Origin of the sequence: Pseudomonas caricapapayae (assembly GCF_001400735.1) — a bacterium.
GTDB lineage: Bacteria > Pseudomonadota > Gammaproteobacteria > Pseudomonadales > Pseudomonadaceae > Aquipseudomonas > Aquipseudomonas caricapapayae.
In genome coordinates this window covers 16,676-35,330 of sequence record NZ_LJPW01000053.1, presented here as the reverse complement: position 1 = coordinate 35,330, position 18,655 = coordinate 16,676, and the positions used below count along the sequence as shown (strand labels likewise).

The following is an 18,655-nucleotide window of genomic DNA, read 5'->3' as shown; positions in this document are numbered from 1 at the left end:
AGACCCGCTTGGATTTATAGTAGTGGCAAAACGCTCTGGGGACTCCGGCATGTCAGCATGAACACCCATTGCATGCTGCAGGGCCTCGCGCATATCACTCCATTCAGATACAGCGCTACGCATCTCGTCAATGTTATCACGTGGCAGCATTCCCGGATTAATTCCTGACGCTCCTGTCATATACCTATGCTGCATATCTGCCATATCCAGTGTACGTTGCGTACGCGAGTAAAGGTTGTTGTAGCGATTCCTAAGGCTTTGAGGCGCTTGACTACTCACAAACTCATGCTGATCCCGAGGCAAACCTGCCGATTCCGCCAGTTGGTGCCTGGCGCTCAGTAACTGACTGGATGTTACGTGATCGTCATCACCCGAGTTGTTGCTGACGCGATCAGGTGAGTTCACCTGATGAGCCATACTGGATCCGCCGACGCATATATTACCCATTCGTATACCCTCTTTAAAGTGCAGCGTGTTTGACTGCTGCTGAGTGGTAAGCGCGAGCGAATCGGTTCCAAGCTTAAAAAAATTTCCCCCCTCACAAATATAGCTGGCACCTGATTTTGACATCAGAGCTGTGGTCTCAGGAACGAAATTGACCAAACTGAACCGCCCCGGGTTTATCGGAGACCCTTTTGTTTGAGTCATGCCACCTGGGCAGACTCGATGAGTTGCTGATAATAGATTGCTTCTGCCTCGACCGGTGGAATGTGACCGATTGGCTCCAACAGGCGGCGGTGATTGAACCAGTCCACCCATTTCAGCGTTTCCAGCTCCCCCCCCCTGTGGGCCAAGAGCGTCGATGAATCACTTCAGCCTTGTAAAGACCGTTGATAGTCTCAGCCAAGGCATTGTCGTAAGAGTCACCGACACTCCCGACAGATGGCTCAATCCCGGCTTCGACAAGTCTCTCGGTATAGCGAATTGACACGTACTGCACGCCACGGTCGCTGTGGTGAATGAGTCCACCCTGCTTGACTGGGCGACGGGCGTAAAGGGCTTGCTCCAGTGCATCGAGTACAAAATCGGTACGCGCTGGACTGGACACCTTCCAACCGACGATGAATCGGGCAAAGACATCAATGATGAAGGCCACGTAAACAAACCCCTGCCAGGTACTGACGTAGGTAAAGTCCGATACCCACAGGGCGTTCGGGCACTCAGCCACAAACTGACGGTTAACATGATCCTGCAGGCATGGCCTGGCTTGGTCGCTGACCGTCGTCCTGACGGGCTTGCCGCGTACCACGCCTTGCAGGCCCAGCTCTCCCATCAGGCGTTGCACCGTACAGCGGGCGACTCGCAGACCTTCACGCAGCAACTGTCGCCAGACCTTGCGCACGCCATATACCTGGAAACGCTCATCCCAGACTCGCTGGATGTGCTTACCCAGTTCCTGGTCGCGCTGCGCACGCGCTGACTGCTGGCAGGGGTCAGCTTGCTGAGCAGCGTACCGGTAGTACGTCGACGGGGCGATTGGCAACACCTTGCAAATCTGCTCGACCTCGTAAGACTGGCGGTTTTCATCAATAAACGTCTTCATCGTTTGAATGGGCGGTCGAGCTCCGCCTGGGCAAAATAGGCTGAGGCCTTACGCAAGATCTCGTTAGCTTGACGCAACTGACGGTTCTCACGCTCCAAGAGCTTGACTCGCTCACGTTCGACCGTGCTCAGCCCATCACGCTGGCCGCTGTTTCGCTCAGATTGGCGAACCCACAGCCGTAATGTCTCGGGCGTGCAGCCGATCTTGGGGGCAATGGCACTGATGGTGTCCCACTGCGACTCGTACTCAGGAAGTTGTTCGAAAACCATCCTGATGGCCCGTTCACGGACCTCTGGGGAATACTTCGGTAGTTTTTTCATCGCTCCATCCCCTCAAAGGTTCGAGTCTCCGAGAAACCCGGGGCGGTTCAGAAGGTATGTTTACAGAGGCGTTGGGGGGGTGTCTGGACGTTGGGGGGTGTCTGGATCTGATGAATATCGCGGTCTACGTCCAAGCTCAACTTGCATTCAAGCATCGTGTGCTAGACAGCGAGCCAGAGGTATACAGGTGCTGTGACACGTTGCAGCAGACGTTCAGTCGCCTTTACCGCCAAGCGGGTATCAGCGGTGGGTCATCACACAGCGGGCGACGCACTTTGGCAGCGAAGGTACTTGCCGCGACCGGCGATGTGGAGATGGTCCAGATCCTTCTAGGCCATGCTTGTCTCAGTCACACGAAGCCGTATCTCACGGTAGATCAAGGCACTTTACGACGCGCCTTTGAGCTGGCATTGTAGATACATTGTATAAACTTATTACTTGCTTTTTTTGAGAGCTTATCTACAGTGGATCTACATTAAGAGGTGCTTATGATGGAAGTAAAAATTCAAAAGTGGGGCAACAGCGCTGCGATTCGCTTGCCATCTGACGTGCTCAAGCAAATGAGTTTGGCTGTTGGGTATGTGCTGAGCCTCGATTTCACGCCTGAATCAATGACGCTGAAGCCTGCGAAAGCCAGACCACATTACAAGCTGGCCGACCTAATGTCTCAGTGCGACCTGAACGCGCAGGAACCAGCAGAGCTTGCCGCCTGGAACGCTATGCAGCCGGTGGGGCGTGAGGCGTGAAGAGAGCGAAGTACGCTCGGGCCGATATTGTCCGCTTGAATCTGAACCCAACGTCCGGCCGTGAGCAGCAGGGCGATTTTCGTCCGGCACTGGTTCTCACGCCAGCGGCGTACAACGCCTCGGGGCTTGCAGTGATTGCACCGATCACACAAGGGGGCGACTTTGCCCGATATGCGGGTTTTGCGGTGCCGTTGAGCGGTTCAGGCACCGAGACTCAGGGTGTTGTTCTGTGTAACCAGATCCGCACTGTTGACCTTGAGGCCCGAGGCGCCAAGCGCATTGAGTCTGTTCCCGAGGTGGTGATTGACGATGTGCTGGCCCGCGTCCAAGCACTTTTTGAATAGCAGGGAAAAATTGCCCATGGAACAGTTGATCGAGGCGCTACGCGCAACCGCCACAAAGTGGCGGGCAAGCAACCTGGAATACCCCGCTGGTGTCGTGTTGGTGTGGGAAGGCGAAGTGTATGGCTGGAAAAACGAACTGCGTGATCCAGAAAGCGAACGACCGGGCGCATACCACTTCTGCCCCCGCCTGCCCGACGTTGGCGCACACGCCCAGACGCGGATTATGCAAGCTCAACGGACTTGCTCACCAGTCGGTCAAACTCGACCTGATCGCAGAGCATCAGGATGACTTACTACGGCTAGGATCGCTCAAGCTAGGCCGCGTACCGGCGAGCGGCATCATGCGGGGGGATCGTCCGACTCGCCTAGCTCAGGCGCTGGCAGAGTTCGGGCGCGTCGAGAAAACCCTGCATACGCTGACTTACATCGATGACGAATCAAAGCGCCGTGCCACCCTGACACAGCTGAATCGTGGCGAAGGTCGGTACAGCTTGGCCCGCGCCGTTTTTCACGGTAGGCGCGGTGAGCTTCGCCAACGCTACCGCGAAGGTCAGGAAGACAAGCTCGGCGCCTTGGGTTTGGGGTGACATCATTGTTTTGTGGAACACCCTTTACATGACGGCAGCCGTAGAGCGACTAAGGCAGCACGGCTATCCGGTGCAAGACGAGGATCTGGCTCGGCTGTCACCGCTGATATTTGACCACATTAATATGCTTGGGCGGTACTCCTTCGCGGTACCGGGAGAAGTCGCTCGAGGGGAGCTACGTCCACTACGCAATTCAGACGATGATCAGTGACATCTCTTAAATATTACGTAGCTTCACTGCACTCCGTACTCCGAGGCATCGTACAAGTTAGGAACCAGCGACTGTGCGAACTACGTGCATCCGCAAAAACTGACCTGAGTGATAATTTGGCATAGCCACCGAACTTGCCATTGTTCGGCGGCTAGTCCTGTGCTGTACTACCTTATTGCCATCGTGCCAGGAAAATGGATCTACCGCTCTGATGCGGAGAGCGATGCACCAGCTTAGGAATACTTTCTTCGGTGATGCCTTTGCCAGCAAAGAAATAGAAGCGGTCTTGCTTGGCTTCCTTGGTTCTTTCTTCAACGGCCTCGGCATCCAGCGGGATCATTTTTCCAAAATGCCCAGCTTTAAATATTTTTTCTGATTCCGCTCGCTTGACGAACTCAGTGCCTCTGCCTTCAATTGTGGCGATGCAAATAACTTTTTTCGGTTCTTTGTCCTGATGCCATTGATCTGCACCCTGATTTTTGGCCCTCCGCAATTGAAATTCGTGAGGTCTCAGTTGCTGCTGTCTCCCGGTAAGCGTGGTGGCAATGTCTTTTGCCACCGCCGTTGTTGACCGTTCATAATCGGTCGCCTTTAGGTCAACGACTTTCCCGACGGTCTCGTTTCGCCACGCGGGGTTGCTGAGACTGCTTTGCTGATGCAAATAGCTTCTCGTAGTGTCCGATATGGGAACAGTGAAGTATCCTTTCTCTTTAAGCTTTTCCGTCTTTTCCTGAATTTGTCCCTGGTCAAGTTTCAACTCATCAAAAGGCTGGGGCTGGGTGTAATACGCCGATGTGCCAGCTCCGCCACGGATGCCATAGGTCACGAATATTTCCTCTGAACGATGGTAATTTTAACCATGGAGTGGCCTTTTGAAGCCATCATTCAACGACGTCAGCTCCTACTCCACGGTGCCGTCATTATGTGGCGCTTAGTACGAAAAAGGTTCCTGAACGGGGCCGGACTTCGCAAACAGGAGCCGGGTTGTTTGATGCCTTTTTGCCCAATATGAGCTTAAGTGCACTTTCTGTTCCGTTGCTCCACGAACCCCAGGCCCCCGTCTCGCTGGGCTATGTCCGAATGAGGTGTACCTCAACCTGGCGTCAGGCTGCCCACCGGCACCGCGTAAGTCTAGGGCGGTTTTCTGAATTTCCTGTCGGATCTACGTCAACTCCTAGGACCTCAATCTGACAGAAATCACGCTAGCGTACGATTTTTTCCGTTCTCTCTATTCACCCCCTATTCACCCCAAGCACGCGACCGCTAAGCTTAAATTTTTGCAACTGACGCCAAATTTCCCCAATCGCAGCAATTGGGGCAATTTGGCGTAGATCTCAGCAATAATAATGTTACTCAGGTCGTGTACGGCCTAGGGTGCACACTGCATCGGTCACCAGTTGCATTACCTTCGGAATTTTCGCGTAGACCGAATTACCCTTAAACCTGGTTGCGGTGATTTCATACAGCTTGCCGCTGGCCTGTACCTGGATAACAAACTGATACGTGCGCAGATCCTCACCTATGACAATAGCAGGTTTGGGGATAACCTGATCGATTGTATCCAAGCGAATCCATAACTCGTTATAGCTGCGCGTTACAGGCAATCGGCCTGGTACGTGTGGAGTTACCTTCAACCAAACCGGATTCTCCTCTGGAAACGTAACGATCTGATCGCCAGGGCCAAGCTCGTCGTACAACGAATTCAAGAGCGCTTGCTTTTCCTCATCTGAAAGGTCGCTCAGAGCGTCCAGGGCTGCGCCTTCCAAGGTTTCGTATTCGCCTGACATTAGCCATTCGTATAGATGTGCGTCTTCAATTTTTCGCTCGTAATGCTTTTCTACGTTAGCCTTGATCAAGGCTTTCAAGTGTTGAAGCTTGCTATTTGGTCCTATTTTCATCGTTCTTCCTTAACGTGAGCACCGCAAAATAAGCTGCCTAAAGCAGCGGTCAGCCCTATGCTGCGAAGCATAATCGAGGGCCAGTGATGTGCTATATTATCAGCAACCTTTTGTCGAAATAACCGGAATAACTTGGGTCCAATCTGATGGCACTGACGTATACGCCCAAGGTTGGGGAAGTCCTTGAATGCGATTTTGGCGATTTTATACAGCCCCCGTTGAAACCGGTCTACTACGGCCTGATGACACCCGAGATACGCAAGCGGCGGATGGTGCTCGTACTGAATGGACGGTTGCCTAAGGATTCTCCGAACAAGTTGCCCATCAGCCGAAAATGGACGACTTGAGGATGCTGAAAGGCCGATTTTCAGCCGCGGCTTATTGGATAACCAAGGCAAAGCCTTGGTTTTCTGCCCTCACGGGCGCACCTCTCCCGCAGCAGGCAAAAATTGCCGGCGCACCATCCACAGATTCGACAGGGCAAACAGCGTGGTCAGCTACGCCGTGTTCTTGGCCAAGGCACGGAAGCGGGTTTTCACATAGCCAAATTGGCGCTTGATCACACGGAATGGATGTACGACCTTCGCTCGCGCCTGCGCTTTGACCTTCTCGATCTTGCGTCTGGCCTTGTAGAGCACGCTTCGTTTGCTCAAGTGTGTATAGGTGCTACGACGAGCCGCAATCTGCCAGATCACCGGCCTTCCTTCATGCTCCGGCCGCTTCTCCACGCCGGTATAACCCGCGTCGGCACAGATAACATTTTCATCGCCATGCAACAGGTGAGCGACCTCCGTTACATCGGCCACATTCGCCGCTGTACCGTGGACGTGGTGCACCGGGCCCGACTCAGCATCGGCACCGATGTGCGCCTTCATGCCGAAGAAATACTGATTACCTTTCTTCGTCTGATGCATTTCAGAATCGCGCTTGCCGTCCTTGTTCTTGGTCGAACTGGGTGCGTGGATGATGGTCGCGTCGACAATGGTGCCCTGGCGCAACGACAGGCCCTTGTCTAGCAGGTAGTTGTTGATGGTTTCCAGAATGCCCGCCGCCAACTGATGCTTCTCCAGCAGGTGCCGGAAATTCATGATCGTCGTGTCTTCGGGGATCGGAGCGCTCAGCGTCAGACGAGCAAACTGGCGCATCGAAGTAATCTCGTACAGCGCCTCTTCCATGGCTGGATCGCTCAACGAGAACCAGTTCTGCAGCAGGTGAATACGCAGCATGGTTTCCAGTGGATACGGCTTGCGACCACCGCCAGCCTTTGGGTAGTGAGGCTCGATCAACGCCACCAACCCGCCCCACGGAACCACCTGTTCCATCTCGGCCAGGAAACGCTCGCGACGGGTTTGCTTGCGCTTACCGGCGTACTCGAAATCGGAAAAGCTCATCTGACTCATGGGATGGCGGGCTTGTAGAGGGCAGTTGGACGGAGGGCTATTTCAGCACAGGTCAGATGGCCTGTGCTGACTTGATCGGAGAATCCCTAAGAAACAAGATTACTCACTCCAACACAATAGTAGTGCGGCTATAATGAGGGAAATGGCTACTACGAGATGTTTCCAGCGATCAAAATGAATGGAAAACAAAGCCCCCCCTAATCTCGAGCTTTCGGATTTTTGTCGACTTCGAAAATAATCGGCGACAAAGCATACCGAGAGCAGGCCACTACCTTAGACGACCAGCATAAGTCAATGTTTTTTGATACAGATCAATAATAGCCATCAGATCTGGCTGACCATGGAACTAAATCCCTGTATGTGCCACTAAAGATTTCATGCTACTGAATAAAGCTTGTGACCATTTTATGTAAAAACTGTAAATCAGTTTAAAGCACATCAAAATAGAGACAGAAAAGACCCTTGCAGCAAGTTTTCTCGAACTCCGTAGGCTTTCCAATTTCAAACTAGAGATAGCTATGCAAACCTATAAATACTACTCCAAAAATCCGTCTACCGTTGGCACCGTCCTGCTGACATCTTATGGCTTGTTCGCCCATGAAAATGAGATACTCCTATCTCATATCGCTGATGTCTTAAGAACCTGCAAAGAGGTCACCGATGGCTTCGACGACAAGAAACATCATTTAAGCGCGCTTATGCTGATGATCGCTGACGTTCCAGAAGAACCTTTACTTAACACATCTGCCGCTCATAGAGGTTCCATCATCGCGTACACTTCTCTGGGCTACCTTTTCTCCTGTGGATCTATTGGTGAAAATGCTAAGCGCATTATCCAGACGGGCAATGGTGTGTTTCTTGTGGAGCTAAATGGTACTCTTGATAACCCGACAGCTGATCTTAAAGTTTTCAGCTCTTGGTCTCAGTATCAGAAATTCCTCAAACCCATTTTAAGCATGCAATCCTGATCTAAGGAGGTCCTGAAAAAGACTTCCTGATTTGGCAAAATCCGCTGACACCAATCGCCGAGCTTTTCGATGATCAAGCAAATGACCTTCGCCAATACCGAGTACGCCGGCAAGCTCAAGCAGACCCGCAAAGAACTGCTCCTGATCGAGATGGATCGAGTCGTACCCTGGAAGGGTTTGATTACCCGATCGAACCACATTACCCAAAGGACGAAGGCGGCCGTCCTGCCTATCCGTTGATGGCGATGCTGCGGGTTCATCATGCTGAACTGGTTCGGTTACAGCGATCCGGCGATGGAAGAAGCGCTGTACGAGACAACCATCCTGCGCCAGTTCGATACCGTATAGGTGCACAGCTTACGGATCAGCGTGCTTTGCGCCATTTCCTTCAAGCAATGTCATCGGTACTCTCGAGCCTAAAATTACGTGTTTTTTGATGCAGATCAATAAAGACCCTCAGGGCCTATTGCTGATGGAACCAAATCGGTGATTAAGCTGACACAAGGCCTGTGTTACGAAAAATTGCGAAAAAAGGCGATTTGGAGATGGTGGGATTACAGAAGACCGTAATTCAGTTAAAGCGCTTTGTGATCATCAATGGAATGCAATGATTTGACCCTAGCGGGTCAGTAGGCCTTTTATTCAAGGAGACGTTCAATGGTAAGGACTAATAATTGGAGCGGCAATCTGGATGCCTACAGAATACTCCAAGAAGCGCAAATTTTGACTAAGGAGCCTCCTCACTTCGATGCGGCTTTTCCCGTTGAGCCTGAAAGCATTGCGTCATCGGAGCATCATAACCATCGCTACTTTATTGCACAAGAGGAACACCGCGTCAGACATCTTGCTGAAAATAGGAATACGGGCTGCGCCCTCAGCACGTGCGTTCGGGAACGCCAGAGGTAACGGTCCGCGAAACTGAAACAAATAGGCTTATCCTTAAAAGCTTCCGTATCTTCGGTGCGAAATTTGAATAGAAGTTACCTTGCTCTCAGCGTAAATTGCTCAGTTTCCAAACTTTATCATCAATCACGGAAGAAGCACATGACCAACTTTTTTTACCTCGTAAACCCCAATGATATTCGGATTGATCGGAAGTCGAATCCCAATACGGCTACAGCGCGAGGTGCCGGTGGCGAACCGCTACTGACAGTTTCTGCCAGCCTGTCTGACGAAGAAATAATGCATGCGTTAGACACGTTCAACCTTATTTATGCGCAGGGATTTGAACTTATCAAACGCCAAGGAGGATAAAATCGTAAAGATTCATGTGTAGGATTAAAATTCTACCATGGACGCTATTCGTTCTCAGTTCCAGAAACCGTCGCACGCGGTGAGCTGCGTCCTTAGAACGGGGGGCCTGTCGTTACTCATAAGCAAGCGCGGCGGTCATCAGGTAAGAAATGACCGTGCTCCTCGGTCCCTTTTTGTCCCGTTCATAGGAGAGAAAATTGCAGATTTTTGATGATTTGAAGTTGATGGGTTGCCGACCAGAGCGCGATTCGATGAGGATGACAATACGCCAGAGAGATTGGCCTGGGAATTGGAGGTCAATGGTGAGCTCATGGTTATGCTCAGTCTTGATCACAAGTTGTCGTCAAACACCTGTTTGGCGACAATTCGCGCCGACTCGCTTCCCGCCCATGACGGAAATTTCTGGGATTCCGGCTTACAACGCCGGGCTGCCCTGTTCGATTTTACCGTAAAGAATTAAATACCGCTGCCGAGAACATTACAGGTGAGCAGGTTACAACCTGGCTCGCATGATGAGCAGCAAGGCACGTGCGCTTTGACTGTAGTGACAGAGAGGCCTTGCGATGCTGAAAAAACTACTGGGTGTTTTGTGCCCCCTGATGTCCGTGTCCTCCGATAATCCTCGTCTGCTGCAAGCTCAATACATCGCATTGTCTCGACAACTGCCGCTGATGTACTTCGTGCTGTTGCTCAACACCTGGGCGCTTGCCTTTACCCATTGGGCAACTGCCCCGATGGGGCTGACGTTGCTGGTACCGACAGTCCTCACTATTGGGTGCGGCATTCGCGCGCGCAAATGGCTACTTACGGTAAACAAGACGCCGCCAGCTTCAAGTAAGATTCTGGCGACGCTGCGCGGCACCAATAGGCTGGTGGGTATCATCTCCGCCGCATTTGCGGCGTGGTCTTTGTCGATGTACCCCTATGGCGATGCCTATACCCAGGCGCAAGTGGCGTTTTTCATGGGTATCACCGTGATTGTGTGCATTTTCTGCATGATGCATTTGCAATCTGCCGCCTTGATTACCGCAGTGATCGTCAACACAGCGTTCGTTATTTTCTTCGTTTCGACACACAACATCACGTTTATCGCAACGGCGGCAAATATCGTACTAGTATCAATCGGCATGCTGATCATTCTTAGCCATCAGTACCGCGACTTCACCAGCCTGGTGAACGCCCAGTTCAAGACTGAACAACTGAGCAACGCGAACCTGTTGTTGGCCAACCGGGACAGCCTGACCGGCCTGCCTAATCGTCGGCAGTTTTTCCAGACACTGGATGCGGCAATGAGCGAGGCAATGCTACACCGGAGCGGGCTAGCAGTGGGTGTGCTGGATCTTGACGGGTTCAAGCCGGTCAACGATCTTTATGGCCATAGTGTTGGCGACCGGCTGCTGATGCTGGTTGCTGACCGACTGATCACCATTGTCAGCGATACCGTGCAGGTATCGCGGCTGGGTGGTGACGAGTTCGCACTGGTCGTCAAGGGCGACATCAGTGACGAGGCGTTGCTGATGTTTGGCAAGCAGCTTTGCACGTTGATACATGAAAGTTTCGAAGTCTCGCAAATCCCGATCCAGATCGGCGCGACCCTAGGGTTCGCGACGTTTCCGGCTACCGCCGACAATGCGGCACAACTTTATGAAAATGCCGACTACGCCCTTTATCAAGGCAAGAACCACAGCCCCGGATCCACTTGCCTGTTTTCGGCCAGTCACCGTGAGCAACTTAATGCCGATGGCTTAACCGAGCAGGCATTGCGGCGGGCGAACCTGGAGACGGAGTTTCATCTCTTGTTTCAGCCGATCATAGAAAGCTGTACACGCGAAACAGTGGCTTTCGAGGCGCTGGCACGCTGGGACAGTCCAGAACTCGGCGTAGTATCGCCTGCGCATTTCATACCGATTGCCGAGCGGATCGGCATGATCAACGAGCTGACCGCTCCTTTGTTGACGCAGGCACTGCAGCGAGCACTGTCCTGGCCGTCGCCGATCAGGCTGTCGTTCAATTTGTCGGCCCATGACTGCGCGACTTGGGAAAGCGTCAAAAGAATTGTCGAAATAATCGAAAACAGTGGTTTTGACGCCTCCCGACTTGATCTGGAAATCACTGAAACGGCCGTCATGCAGGACATTGGGCAGGTTCAACAGGCGATTGCCCAGTTTCGCCAGCTAGGTTGCGGCATCTCCCTTGACGATTTTGGCACCGGTTACTCCAGTCTCAGTCAGTTGCACGCCCTAGCGCTGACCAATCTGAAGATTGCTCGCAGTTTTGTGACGGGCGTGCATGACAATCCGATCAGTTACAAGATCGTCAAGTCGCTGGTAGCCCTGAGTCTGGACATGTCGTTGGATTGCGTGATCGAGGGTGTCGAGACGCAGGAAGAGCTGAATATGCTGACGAGTCTGGGCTGCACAATGGTGCAAGGCAACTTCTATAGTCCGCCGATAACGTTCGACGAGACACTGGTGTGGATTGAAACGCCGGATGTACGCCCAAACTGAACCTGGCAGCCTACGGCTGAAAATTGTGGGATTTCGAAATCGGTTACGATAGCCCTGAATCGGAGTCGAGACCTCATCCGCACAGGCCTACCCATGGCGTCAGAGTCCAAAAAGCGTAAGCGCGAGAGCCGGGCAAAAGCCAAGGCAAAACAGACCTGGTGCAGCTGATGCAGAATTGACCCAACTGTCGAACTTTCGGTGACCCAAGCTTCTACTTCGTAAAGCGTTAGCAGGCCTGACTCTGGGCTGAACACTTATGGGGCAACACTAAGCGGGCAGTTGGGTCAATTCTGCATCAGCGGTAACAATCATGCACGCAGTCATCATCCCACACGGCTCGAACACCCTGGAAGTCTGGGTCAAGATCTTCTCAGGGCTAACGCTGTGATGCTTGGGAGAGGCCATCAAGCTGCTCGACACCTTCGCCTATCAGGCCGACGCGCAGATCCTGCGTAGTCAGAGCAACTGAGCCCCGGCTGCGAAGCTGCAATATTAGCTACCGATGGCTGGTGGATTGTTCGTTGAGCGCTTCACCAGGTACAGCCGAGGGCGAGCGCGTTGGGTTATAGCTTCCTTTTGGGCTATTTCGTGCTGGAGTTCTGTCAGCATTGCGTTCAGCTCGCACATGGCGGACTCCAGCTCTACGAGATGATTCAGCACAGTCGGATCTTTAACGATATGGGTCCCTTTCAATTCCAGGAGCGTTTCGGCAATCAGACGATAATCGTTCAGTAGCTTTTCTGAGTCGTTCATTCTCGGTCTCTCAGCTCATCAAGATTGTTGACACTGTAGCTATCTCATTGTGTGTCGGCATAGCAATATTATGCTTGAGCGATTGGCGATGGGTGGCGTCGAACGAATGCTACGCAGTTTATGTTTTCCAGATGTCGGAATGCCTTTGTCAATGACCTGCGCCGGAACGGGTGCCTGCATTCGTGTTTCGTGGTCATCGCAGACCCGTTTGCCATGGACATAGCGCTCAACGGAAAACACACCTGGCGTGTAATCCAGCTTCTCGCTGGCGTCTTCACCGATGCGCTTTAGGGCCCAGCCGAATTGGCAGTGAGTGTTTTCAGACTCGTGATAAATCAACGTGCGTGTAAATTCGATTGGCAACGCAATGCATTCGGGCTTTTTCGCGTTACTCTTCCGACCGCTGTTAAATGGTAGGCGAGCAAGATTGAATTCCCTTAATGTGGTCGCCGAGGTTGTCTTGACCCGGTTGCTGACTCAAAACTATCCCATTTCTAAGCCTTCAGCACCCAACATTTATAGTGACTGGCGAGCCGCTGGGCATAGTCATTAATGTCTTAGCAACTGGGACAACTCGGCATCGCCGCCAACAAGTCAGGATTAGATATTTTGATACTTACCACATTGGAAGTGCGCGCCAGAAGGGCCGCGCATAACACCCACTGGTCGGTTTGCAAAAAAACTACAGAAAAGCTGAATGTGTCCGATATAAATGGCGACTGGCCATGGATTGGCATTCGCGCCTTTCTAATGAGTAATTGCCCATGGCCAATTCAACGCCATTCTGCGTACCGCAAGCTTCATGGACCAAAAAAATCGATTCCAGTTGTGATCGCCCGACAGAGCGGCCCAGATGCCTGCAGGAAGGCCTCCTAAGTTAATAGTTAGCCATTATATCTTATTCGAACCTTAAGCTTCTGATGCCAACCCTCTCCACAAGGTGCTGTCAGCTTATGGTTTTATACCGATGCGTCGGCAATTATTCAGACATCTGGTATAGAGAGCCTTGCAATTGAAATTATTACAATCGTAATGAGGGTAAACAAATGTTCAACACCAAATCGAGTTTGCTGAGCAACATGACAGTTCGAGCTAAATTGTTAATGGGTTTTTCTCTGTTAATATGCATGGTTCTGTCAATGGCTTATACCGGATGGAAAGCAACAGAAGTATTAAAAGATCGGAGTGAGCGAATTGGAGACATATCTCTCTTCAGTTCCATCGCGAGGGATATGCGTATCGAAAGATTGGTATATTTTATAAAAGCAGATGACGCTCAGGCTGCAAAATGGATGGCGGCGTTAGAGCGTACAGAATTGCAATTAAAAGCTATAACGCCTCGTTTTAATTCGGAGGCGAATGTCGCTTTGCTCCAAGAGGCAGAGTCAACGATGCAGCGCTATCGCCGCTTTTATGATGAGGCAGTGGGGGCTACACGAGATCGAGAGAAATTGCGCATTGTGGCTGCAGCCTCAGCTGAGGGTGCGAATGATCTTCTCCTAAAGATTGCAGACTCTGCAAATTCCGAGACTGGGAAATTTCAGGAGCGCCAAAAACTCACCCTGCTCTTCATCTCCGTTCAAAAAATGCGTACAAGCTTTCGGGCTTACACGGCCTCTCCCAATACCAGCGCTGAGGGCACTGTTCGTCAAGCTATAGGTGACGTGATCACTCAAACTGATGAGTTTGAAAATGTAAGCACCTCAGCAGCAACTGTTCAAAATTTAGCACGCGTATTTGCCGATTATGGCAAGCAGCTGGAGGCGCTGGTTGCGGCCCAAACTAAAGTTGATGAAGCACAAGCAGGTATTACTTCCTCAATTACAAAAATACTCGATATATCGGATAAAATGACTGCAATCCAAAACGAGTTCCGCGTGTCTGATGCGAATGACGCCCAGAGTAAAATCATGCTATGGCTTATTTTGTCTATCGTCTTCGGCATTCTAGCCGCTTGGTTGATTACTCGCTCGATTGTTCAGCCTCTCAAAGAAACAGTGACGATCGTTGAAATTGTCGCCGGGGGAGATTTTACGTACAACGCTTCGGTTACGCGTAAGGATGAACTGGGTGTTTTGCAAGGCAGCATGCTGCATATGACGTCGAGGCTTCGAAACCTAATCGGTGAAATGAAAGATGGCGTTGTTCAGGTGGCGAGCGCTGCAGAGGAGCTTTCCGCAGTCACAGAGCAAACCAGTGCTGGAGTGAATGCTCAGAAGCTGGAAACCGAACAGATCGCTACGGCCATGCAGCAAATGACAGCCACTACGCATGAGGTTTCTCGAAATGCCGCACATGCTGTAAATACTGCACAGAACGCTAGTCAGCTGGCAGTCAAGGGTGGACAGGTCGTTGATAAAACCCGTGTTCAAATTGAATCGCTTGCTCTTGAAATGGATACGACCAAAACGGCTATGGCAGCGCTTAGAGGCAATGCCCAAAGCATCGGTGGGGTACTGGATGTCATAAAAGCAGTAGCTGATCAAACCAATCTTTTGGCGCTTAATGCCGCTATTGAAGCTGCCCGTGCGGGTGAAGCCGGGCGCGGCTTTGCGGTAGTTGCAGACGAGGTCAGGGGGCTTGCTGTACGAACCCGAACTTCGACGGATGAGATCGCGGTCCTAATCAGCGAGTTGCAGGTCAGTACAGACCATATGACGCAGGTCCTCGAGCAAAATCTGCTGCTGACTGACAGCAGCGTCGACCTCTCAAGGCAAGCCAGTGAGATGCTTCAGAACATTACGACGTCAGTTCATGAGATCGAACTGATGAATGAGCAGATAGCCGTTGCGACCGAACAGCAAAGTAGCGTCGGCGAAGAAATAGGGAAAGGCGTAACCAATGTCCGCGATATCTCAGACCAAACCGCTGCGGCTAGTGAGGAAACAGCGACCTCAAGCATTGAGCTTGCAAGAGTCAGCGCTCGCTTGCAGGAGATGACCAACAGATTCACCGTATAAACTATTGACGCTTTCACGCGCAGTTAACCGCTCATTTTTTAGGGGCGGTTAACTTTACATTCAATTCTTGCAAAGCCTAGAGGCGTCCAGATAATCGAGCGCTTAATACCGCAATCGCGTACATCAATGAAATGAATTAGAATACTCTGCAAATCGATCATGCCGCCAATCCGTCGCTGAAGGCATAATGTGCTCACAATCATGGGAAGTCAGAATGAATATGAGTGAAGAAGAAATGCGGCAGGCACTGTTTGGTTCGGGCGAGCGTACCAAACGTTCAATGACCCCACCGGCCCAGCCGCCAGCTGCGACCAAAAAGCCGGTACCATCAGAAGTCAGACGCAAGACCAACAAGAATTTTGTACCCAAGCTGATTGTCACCCTTCGGGTAGGCAATGAATATGAAAGGCATACCGAGCTGATCACCCACGAAGCCGACACCCTCAGTCATCTTCAGGCTGAAATGGGTCAGTTTTCGGTCAGCGGCAACAACTGTCACAGGCGGTTGGTTTCGCACCCAGGGCGACACCGGCTGGTACAACGAAAAATGGGGTGGTGGCTGGTACATGAGTGACTCGGACTGGGTTCGGGTCTACGGCGACAAGAACGTCTACACCACCGGGGACATCCGAGCAGGGACAGTGACTTCGGAACGTCGCGCGACCGTCGGTGAATACCTGCAGCTTAATGGCGTGGCAACTGCCGGCACGGCCTGTGCTGCAAACGGTATGGTTGGACGTACCAGTACGGGGCGATCGCTTTCGTGTGATAACCAGGTCTGGGTGGTGAATGGCTCCAGTGCCCCTACCTGTACGGCAAAAACCATCCCCGGCTACGACGCAAACGACGTCACTACCTATGCATGCCCAGTCGGCTACACGAAAGTTGGTTGGGACACGGCTGGCTCCGGCCAACGACTCAGCAGTACCCCAGGAATCGTGGTCGGCCAGAACGACTACGCCACCATTTTTTGTTGCCAGTTCTGACCAGACTCATAGCAGTCATCGAGGACGAAGAGTGAACATTTATTGGCTTGCAATGGTGGTGATTACGGCAGTGCTCGGTATGGTCTATGAGAAGACACGCCAGGCAGAACAGAGCGCCCAATGGAAATATCGCTCATCGCTCATAACGTCCTCGTCTACAGAAATGCCTTGGCCGAGTATGCATACGCTCACAAAGCTGCATCAGAAACGGTGGCCGATAACCAGTTGGATCTGCCCACCTGGTACACACGTTATTCTGGAGTGGAGGGAGTGATTGATGCTGGACGAAGTTACGCGTTCTTCGGATCCCCTCCTCCCGGTCTTGTTTCAGAGATGATCAATTTGACTAGGGGATCGCTGGCCATCGGCACTGCGACCTCCGGTAACCTGCTCACGCCGAGCTCAGGCTACGTGGGTATCGCTTTGCCAGCCAGCGTACCGAACGGAGCAGCTGTGGCATATCAATGAGGAACGAGCGACATCTCCCCCTAGCCATCGCCAGCCACCACGCTGCTGGCACGACATCCAAGCAGGCCCGATTGAGGTCAGGCTGTGCTTTGGCGTTGGATGTGCAACTACTGATAATGACAGAAATCGAGGGCTCGCCAAAGAAATCCTCAGTGCAGGTATGGAAGCGTTACGTCAGGGCATATCGCGACACATGCGTGAGCCTGGTTTTTATGTCGAAGCGATTGTCGGTGTAAATAATCATGCTTCCCAAAGGGTGGCCGCACGCCCCCTATGCGATGCGCCAGACGCTATTGATGACAGCGAATCAGGGCCCGCCGACACTGCACATCAAACTGGTGGGTTGAAGAAAATCTTTGCACGGTCATGCCTGCCACAGCGCGTGATAATTCAGCAGGAGGGAGCTTTCGCCCTTACAACGAGGAGGAGAAAACCAGAGGGAACCTCATCTACAGCGCCAATCAGGGCGCACATAGCCACGCGTGTCTAGGGGATTGTCAGAAGGTTTGGCCGCCGGGTGACATCCCGCAGAACTGGCGATTCTGGCGAATCCAGCATGCCCACAGTGTGGCGGCACGCTAACGAGTGATATTACGCCTGGTCTTTACAGTGTGATTTCTGCTGACGCAGGGTCGCTGAATAAAGGTGTAGCGAAGATCACAAATGCTGGGCTCGTCCTAACTGAATGACCAGCAAAGAACGTACCATTGGTAGCGATCGCCAGCCCCGTCCCTAGCTGTAACGACCTGCAATCGAAATGGCCTCGACCTGCAATCATCGCGTTTTTCGACCGGGATTGATTGCGTCTATCCGAGCCAGCGAACCGGGATTATTTGCGAATGAACCTGCATTCATCTGGTTAGACCTGCAATCGACCGTCATGAACCGGAATTATTTGCGAGTGACCTCTCGCCGTTTTTGTCTCATTTAAGTACACCCCAAGTGACACTAAGATCAGCACGACAAGATTTCCGGTTTGCGCACTTAACACGCACCCAATTTGACTGCACCCAAAATGGGACAGTTCTACTGATGTTCATTCGCGCATACCTTCGAGCCTCGACCGATGACCAAGACGCAAGTCGAGCACGTGATTATTTGGAAACGTTTGTCTCCAGCCACGGCAAAGCCATTGCATCGTGCTACATGGAAAATGCCAGTGGCAGCCATGCCGACCGCCCGGAATGAATCCGACTACTCAAAGATGCTCGCAGAGGTGACGTGCTGCTGGTGGAAAGCATCGATCGGCTGTCGCGGATGGATGACCAGGCTTGGCGATCATTGAAGGCAGCAATCAATAACCGAGGCATACGGATCGTCTCTGTGGATCTCCCTACCAGTCATCAAGGCATGACGGCCCAGTCGGGGGACGAGTTCACCGACCGCATGCTGGCGGCCATCAACTACATGATGATCGATATGATGGCCGCGATCGCCAGGAAGGACTATCAACAAAGAAGACTGCGGCAAGCACAAGGGATTGAGAAGTCAAAAGCTTCAGGCGTCTACAAAGGCAGACCCGTAGACGCAGAACTGCGTAACCGAGTGCGTGAGCTGCTGGCTGCGGGTCTCGGTATCCGCGCAGTAGCGAGGCACGCTGCGTGTTCAACGACGACCGTCATGAAGGTCCGCTACGAGCTGGCGCAACGTTAGTCGGTTAAGGCCTATAGGCACTTGTCGAGCAATTTGGCGTCCGTATGCATAAAGCTC

11 protein-coding genes, 11 pseudogenes and 1 other annotated feature are annotated in these 18,655 nt (G+C 52.1%); of the genes and pseudogenes, 15 read left to right on the top strand and 7 right to left on the bottom strand.

Annotation, left to right across the window (positions count from 1 at the left end; translation table 11 throughout):
• Positions 1-447: type III effector (locus ALO80_RS29215; protein ID WP_083493175.1), on the bottom strand; the 447-nt coding region annotated here is incomplete at its 3' end.
• 197 nt (positions 448-644) lie between these two features.
• Positions 645-1,863, bottom strand: a pseudogene (locus tag ALO80_RS29210) (IS3 family transposase).
• Positions 1,469-1,585, bottom strand: a sequence feature (AL1L pseudoknot). (Overlaps the previous pseudogene by 117 nt.)
• Before the next feature lie 91 nt (positions 1,864-1,954).
• On the opposite strand from ALO80_RS29210, the pseudogene ALO80_RS07180 reads away from it, so the two are divergent.
• The 5 genes and pseudogenes from ALO80_RS07180 to ALO80_RS07165 form a co-directional block, all read left to right on the top strand.
• Positions 1,955-2,279, top strand: a pseudogene (locus tag ALO80_RS07180) (tyrosine-type recombinase/integrase); the annotation flags it as partial.
• Between the two features lie 75 nt (positions 2,280-2,354).
• Complete coding sequence (locus ALO80_RS07175; protein ID WP_055008445.1) at positions 2,355-2,609, top strand: AbrB/MazE/SpoVT family DNA-binding domain-containing protein; 255 nt, start codon at positions 2,355-2,357, stop codon at positions 2,607-2,609.
• Positions 2,606-2,953 carry a type II toxin-antitoxin system ChpB family toxin gene (locus ALO80_RS07170; RefSeq protein WP_055008440.1) on the top strand — a complete coding sequence of 116 codons (348 nt, stop codon included), beginning with the start codon at positions 2,606-2,608 and terminating at the stop codon, positions 2,951-2,953. Before ALO80_RS07175 ends, ALO80_RS07170 begins: the two co-directional genes overlap by 4 nt.
• A gap of 16 nt (positions 2,954-2,969) precedes the next feature.
• Positions 2,970-3,125 (top strand): annotated as a pseudogene (locus tag ALO80_RS31945) (antirestriction protein ArdR); the annotation flags it as partial.
• Positions 3,123-3,751: pseudogene (locus ALO80_RS07165) on the top strand (Tn3 family transposase); the annotation flags it as partial. The pseudogenes ALO80_RS31945 and ALO80_RS07165, both read left to right, overlap by 3 nt.
• A 172-nt stretch (positions 3,752-3,923) precedes the next feature.
• Here ALO80_RS07165 and ALO80_RS07160 read toward each other — a convergent pair.
• From ALO80_RS07160 to ALO80_RS07145, 3 genes and pseudogenes are all read right to left on the bottom strand, one after another.
• Complete coding sequence (locus tag ALO80_RS07160; RefSeq protein WP_055008438.1) at positions 3,924-4,577, bottom strand: DUF1826 domain-containing protein; 654 nt, start codon at positions 4,575-4,577, stop codon at positions 3,924-3,926.
• A 523-nt stretch (positions 4,578-5,100) separates the two neighbouring features.
• Positions 5,101-5,649: a hypothetical protein gene (locus ALO80_RS07155; protein WP_055008437.1), complete on the bottom strand. Its 549-nt coding sequence runs from the start codon at positions 5,647-5,649 to the stop codon at positions 5,101-5,103.
• A gap of 416 nt (positions 5,650-6,065) precedes the next feature.
• Positions 6,066-7,049: pseudogene (locus tag ALO80_RS07145) on the bottom strand (IS5 family transposase).
• A gap of 518 nt (positions 7,050-7,567) precedes the next feature.
• On the opposite strand from ALO80_RS07145, the gene ALO80_RS07140 reads away from it, so the two are divergent.
• The 4 genes and pseudogenes from ALO80_RS07140 to ALO80_RS07115 all read left to right on the top strand — a co-directional run bounded on the left by ALO80_RS07140 (position 7,568) and on the right by ALO80_RS07115 (position 11,778).
• Positions 7,568-8,017, top strand: coding sequence for a hypothetical protein (locus ALO80_RS07140; RefSeq protein WP_055008436.1), 450 nt, complete (start codon positions 7,568-7,570; stop codon positions 8,015-8,017).
• 72 nt (positions 8,018-8,089) lie between these two features.
• Positions 8,090-8,353, top strand: a pseudogene (locus tag ALO80_RS07135) (transposase); the annotation flags it as partial.
• A 708-nt stretch (positions 8,354-9,061) separates the two neighbouring features.
• The gene (locus ALO80_RS07125) at positions 9,062-9,271 is read left to right on the top strand and encodes a hypothetical protein (protein WP_055008434.1); all 210 of its coding nucleotides are present in this window, start codon (positions 9,062-9,064) and stop codon (positions 9,269-9,271) included.
• 563 nt (positions 9,272-9,834) lie between these two features.
• Positions 9,835-11,778: a putative bifunctional diguanylate cyclase/phosphodiesterase gene (locus ALO80_RS07115; protein ID WP_055008432.1), complete on the top strand. Its 1,944-nt coding sequence runs from the start codon at positions 9,835-9,837 to the stop codon at positions 11,776-11,778.
• Positions 11,779-12,270: 492 nt separating this feature from the next.
• Here ALO80_RS07115 and ALO80_RS07110 read toward each other — a convergent pair whose 3' ends face one another.
• Positions 12,271-12,531, bottom strand: coding sequence for a hypothetical protein (locus ALO80_RS07110; protein ID WP_055008431.1), 261 nt, complete (start codon positions 12,529-12,531; stop codon positions 12,271-12,273).
• 126 nt (positions 12,532-12,657) lie between these two features.
• A pseudogene (locus ALO80_RS29200) lies at positions 12,658-12,912 on the bottom strand (IS66 family transposase zinc-finger binding domain-containing protein); the annotation flags it as partial.
• A gap of 665 nt (positions 12,913-13,577) precedes the next feature.
• Here ALO80_RS29200 and ALO80_RS32465 point away from each other — a divergent pair.
• The 6 genes and pseudogenes from ALO80_RS32465 to ALO80_RS07085 form a co-directional block, all read left to right on the top strand.
• Positions 13,578-14,633: pseudogene (locus ALO80_RS32465) on the top strand (methyl-accepting chemotaxis protein); the annotation flags it as partial.
• Entirely contained in the window at positions 14,619-15,491 is an 873-nt protein-coding gene (locus ALO80_RS32460) for a methyl-accepting chemotaxis protein (protein WP_375233047.1), read from the top strand. The pseudogene ALO80_RS32465 and the gene ALO80_RS32460, both read left to right, overlap by 15 nt.
• Before the next feature lie 220 nt (positions 15,492-15,711).
• Complete coding sequence (locus ALO80_RS07100) at positions 15,712-16,065, top strand: hypothetical protein (protein WP_083493172.1); 354 nt, start codon at positions 15,712-15,714, stop codon at positions 16,063-16,065.
• A pseudogene (gene pilV, locus ALO80_RS29195) lies at positions 15,968-16,477 on the top strand (shufflon system plasmid conjugative transfer pilus tip adhesin PilV); the annotation flags it as partial. The gene ALO80_RS07100 and the pseudogene pilV, both read left to right, overlap by 98 nt.
• Before the next feature lie 31 nt (positions 16,478-16,508).
• Positions 16,509-16,945: pseudogene (gene pilM, locus ALO80_RS07095) on the top strand (type IV pilus biogenesis protein PilM).
• Between the two features lie 1,032 nt (positions 16,946-17,977).
• Positions 17,978-18,598 (top strand): annotated as a pseudogene (locus ALO80_RS07085) (recombinase family protein).
• Positions 18,599-18,655 lie beyond the last annotated feature (57 nt).

Bases quoted from the DNA above. Each gene is read 5' to 3' on its own strand.
- ALO80_RS07175 (WP_055008445.1), top strand. From the start codon at position 2,355: ATGGAAGTAAAAATTCAAAAGTGGGGCAACAGCGCTGCGATTCGCTTG.
- ALO80_RS07155 (WP_055008437.1), bottom strand. From the start codon at position 5,649: ATGAAAATAGGACCAAATAGCAAGCTTCAACACTTGAAAGCCTTGATC.
- ALO80_RS07140 (WP_055008436.1), top strand. From the start codon at position 7,568: ATGCAAACCTATAAATACTACTCCAAAAATCCGTCTACCGTTGGCACC.
- ALO80_RS07125 (WP_055008434.1), top strand. From the start codon at position 9,062: ATGACCAACTTTTTTTACCTCGTAAACCCCAATGATATTCGGATTGAT.
- ALO80_RS07115 (WP_055008432.1), top strand. From the start codon at position 9,835: ATGCTGAAAAAACTACTGGGTGTTTTGTGCCCCCTGATGTCCGTGTCC.
- ALO80_RS07110 (WP_055008431.1), bottom strand. From the start codon at position 12,531: ATGAACGACTCAGAAAAGCTACTGAACGATTATCGTCTGATTGCCGAA.
- ALO80_RS32460 (WP_375233047.1), top strand. From the start codon at position 14,619: ATGCTGCATATGACGTCGAGGCTTCGAAACCTAATCGGTGAAATGAAA.
- ALO80_RS07100 (WP_083493172.1), top strand. From the start codon at position 15,712: ATGAGTGAAGAAGAAATGCGGCAGGCACTGTTTGGTTCGGGCGAGCGT.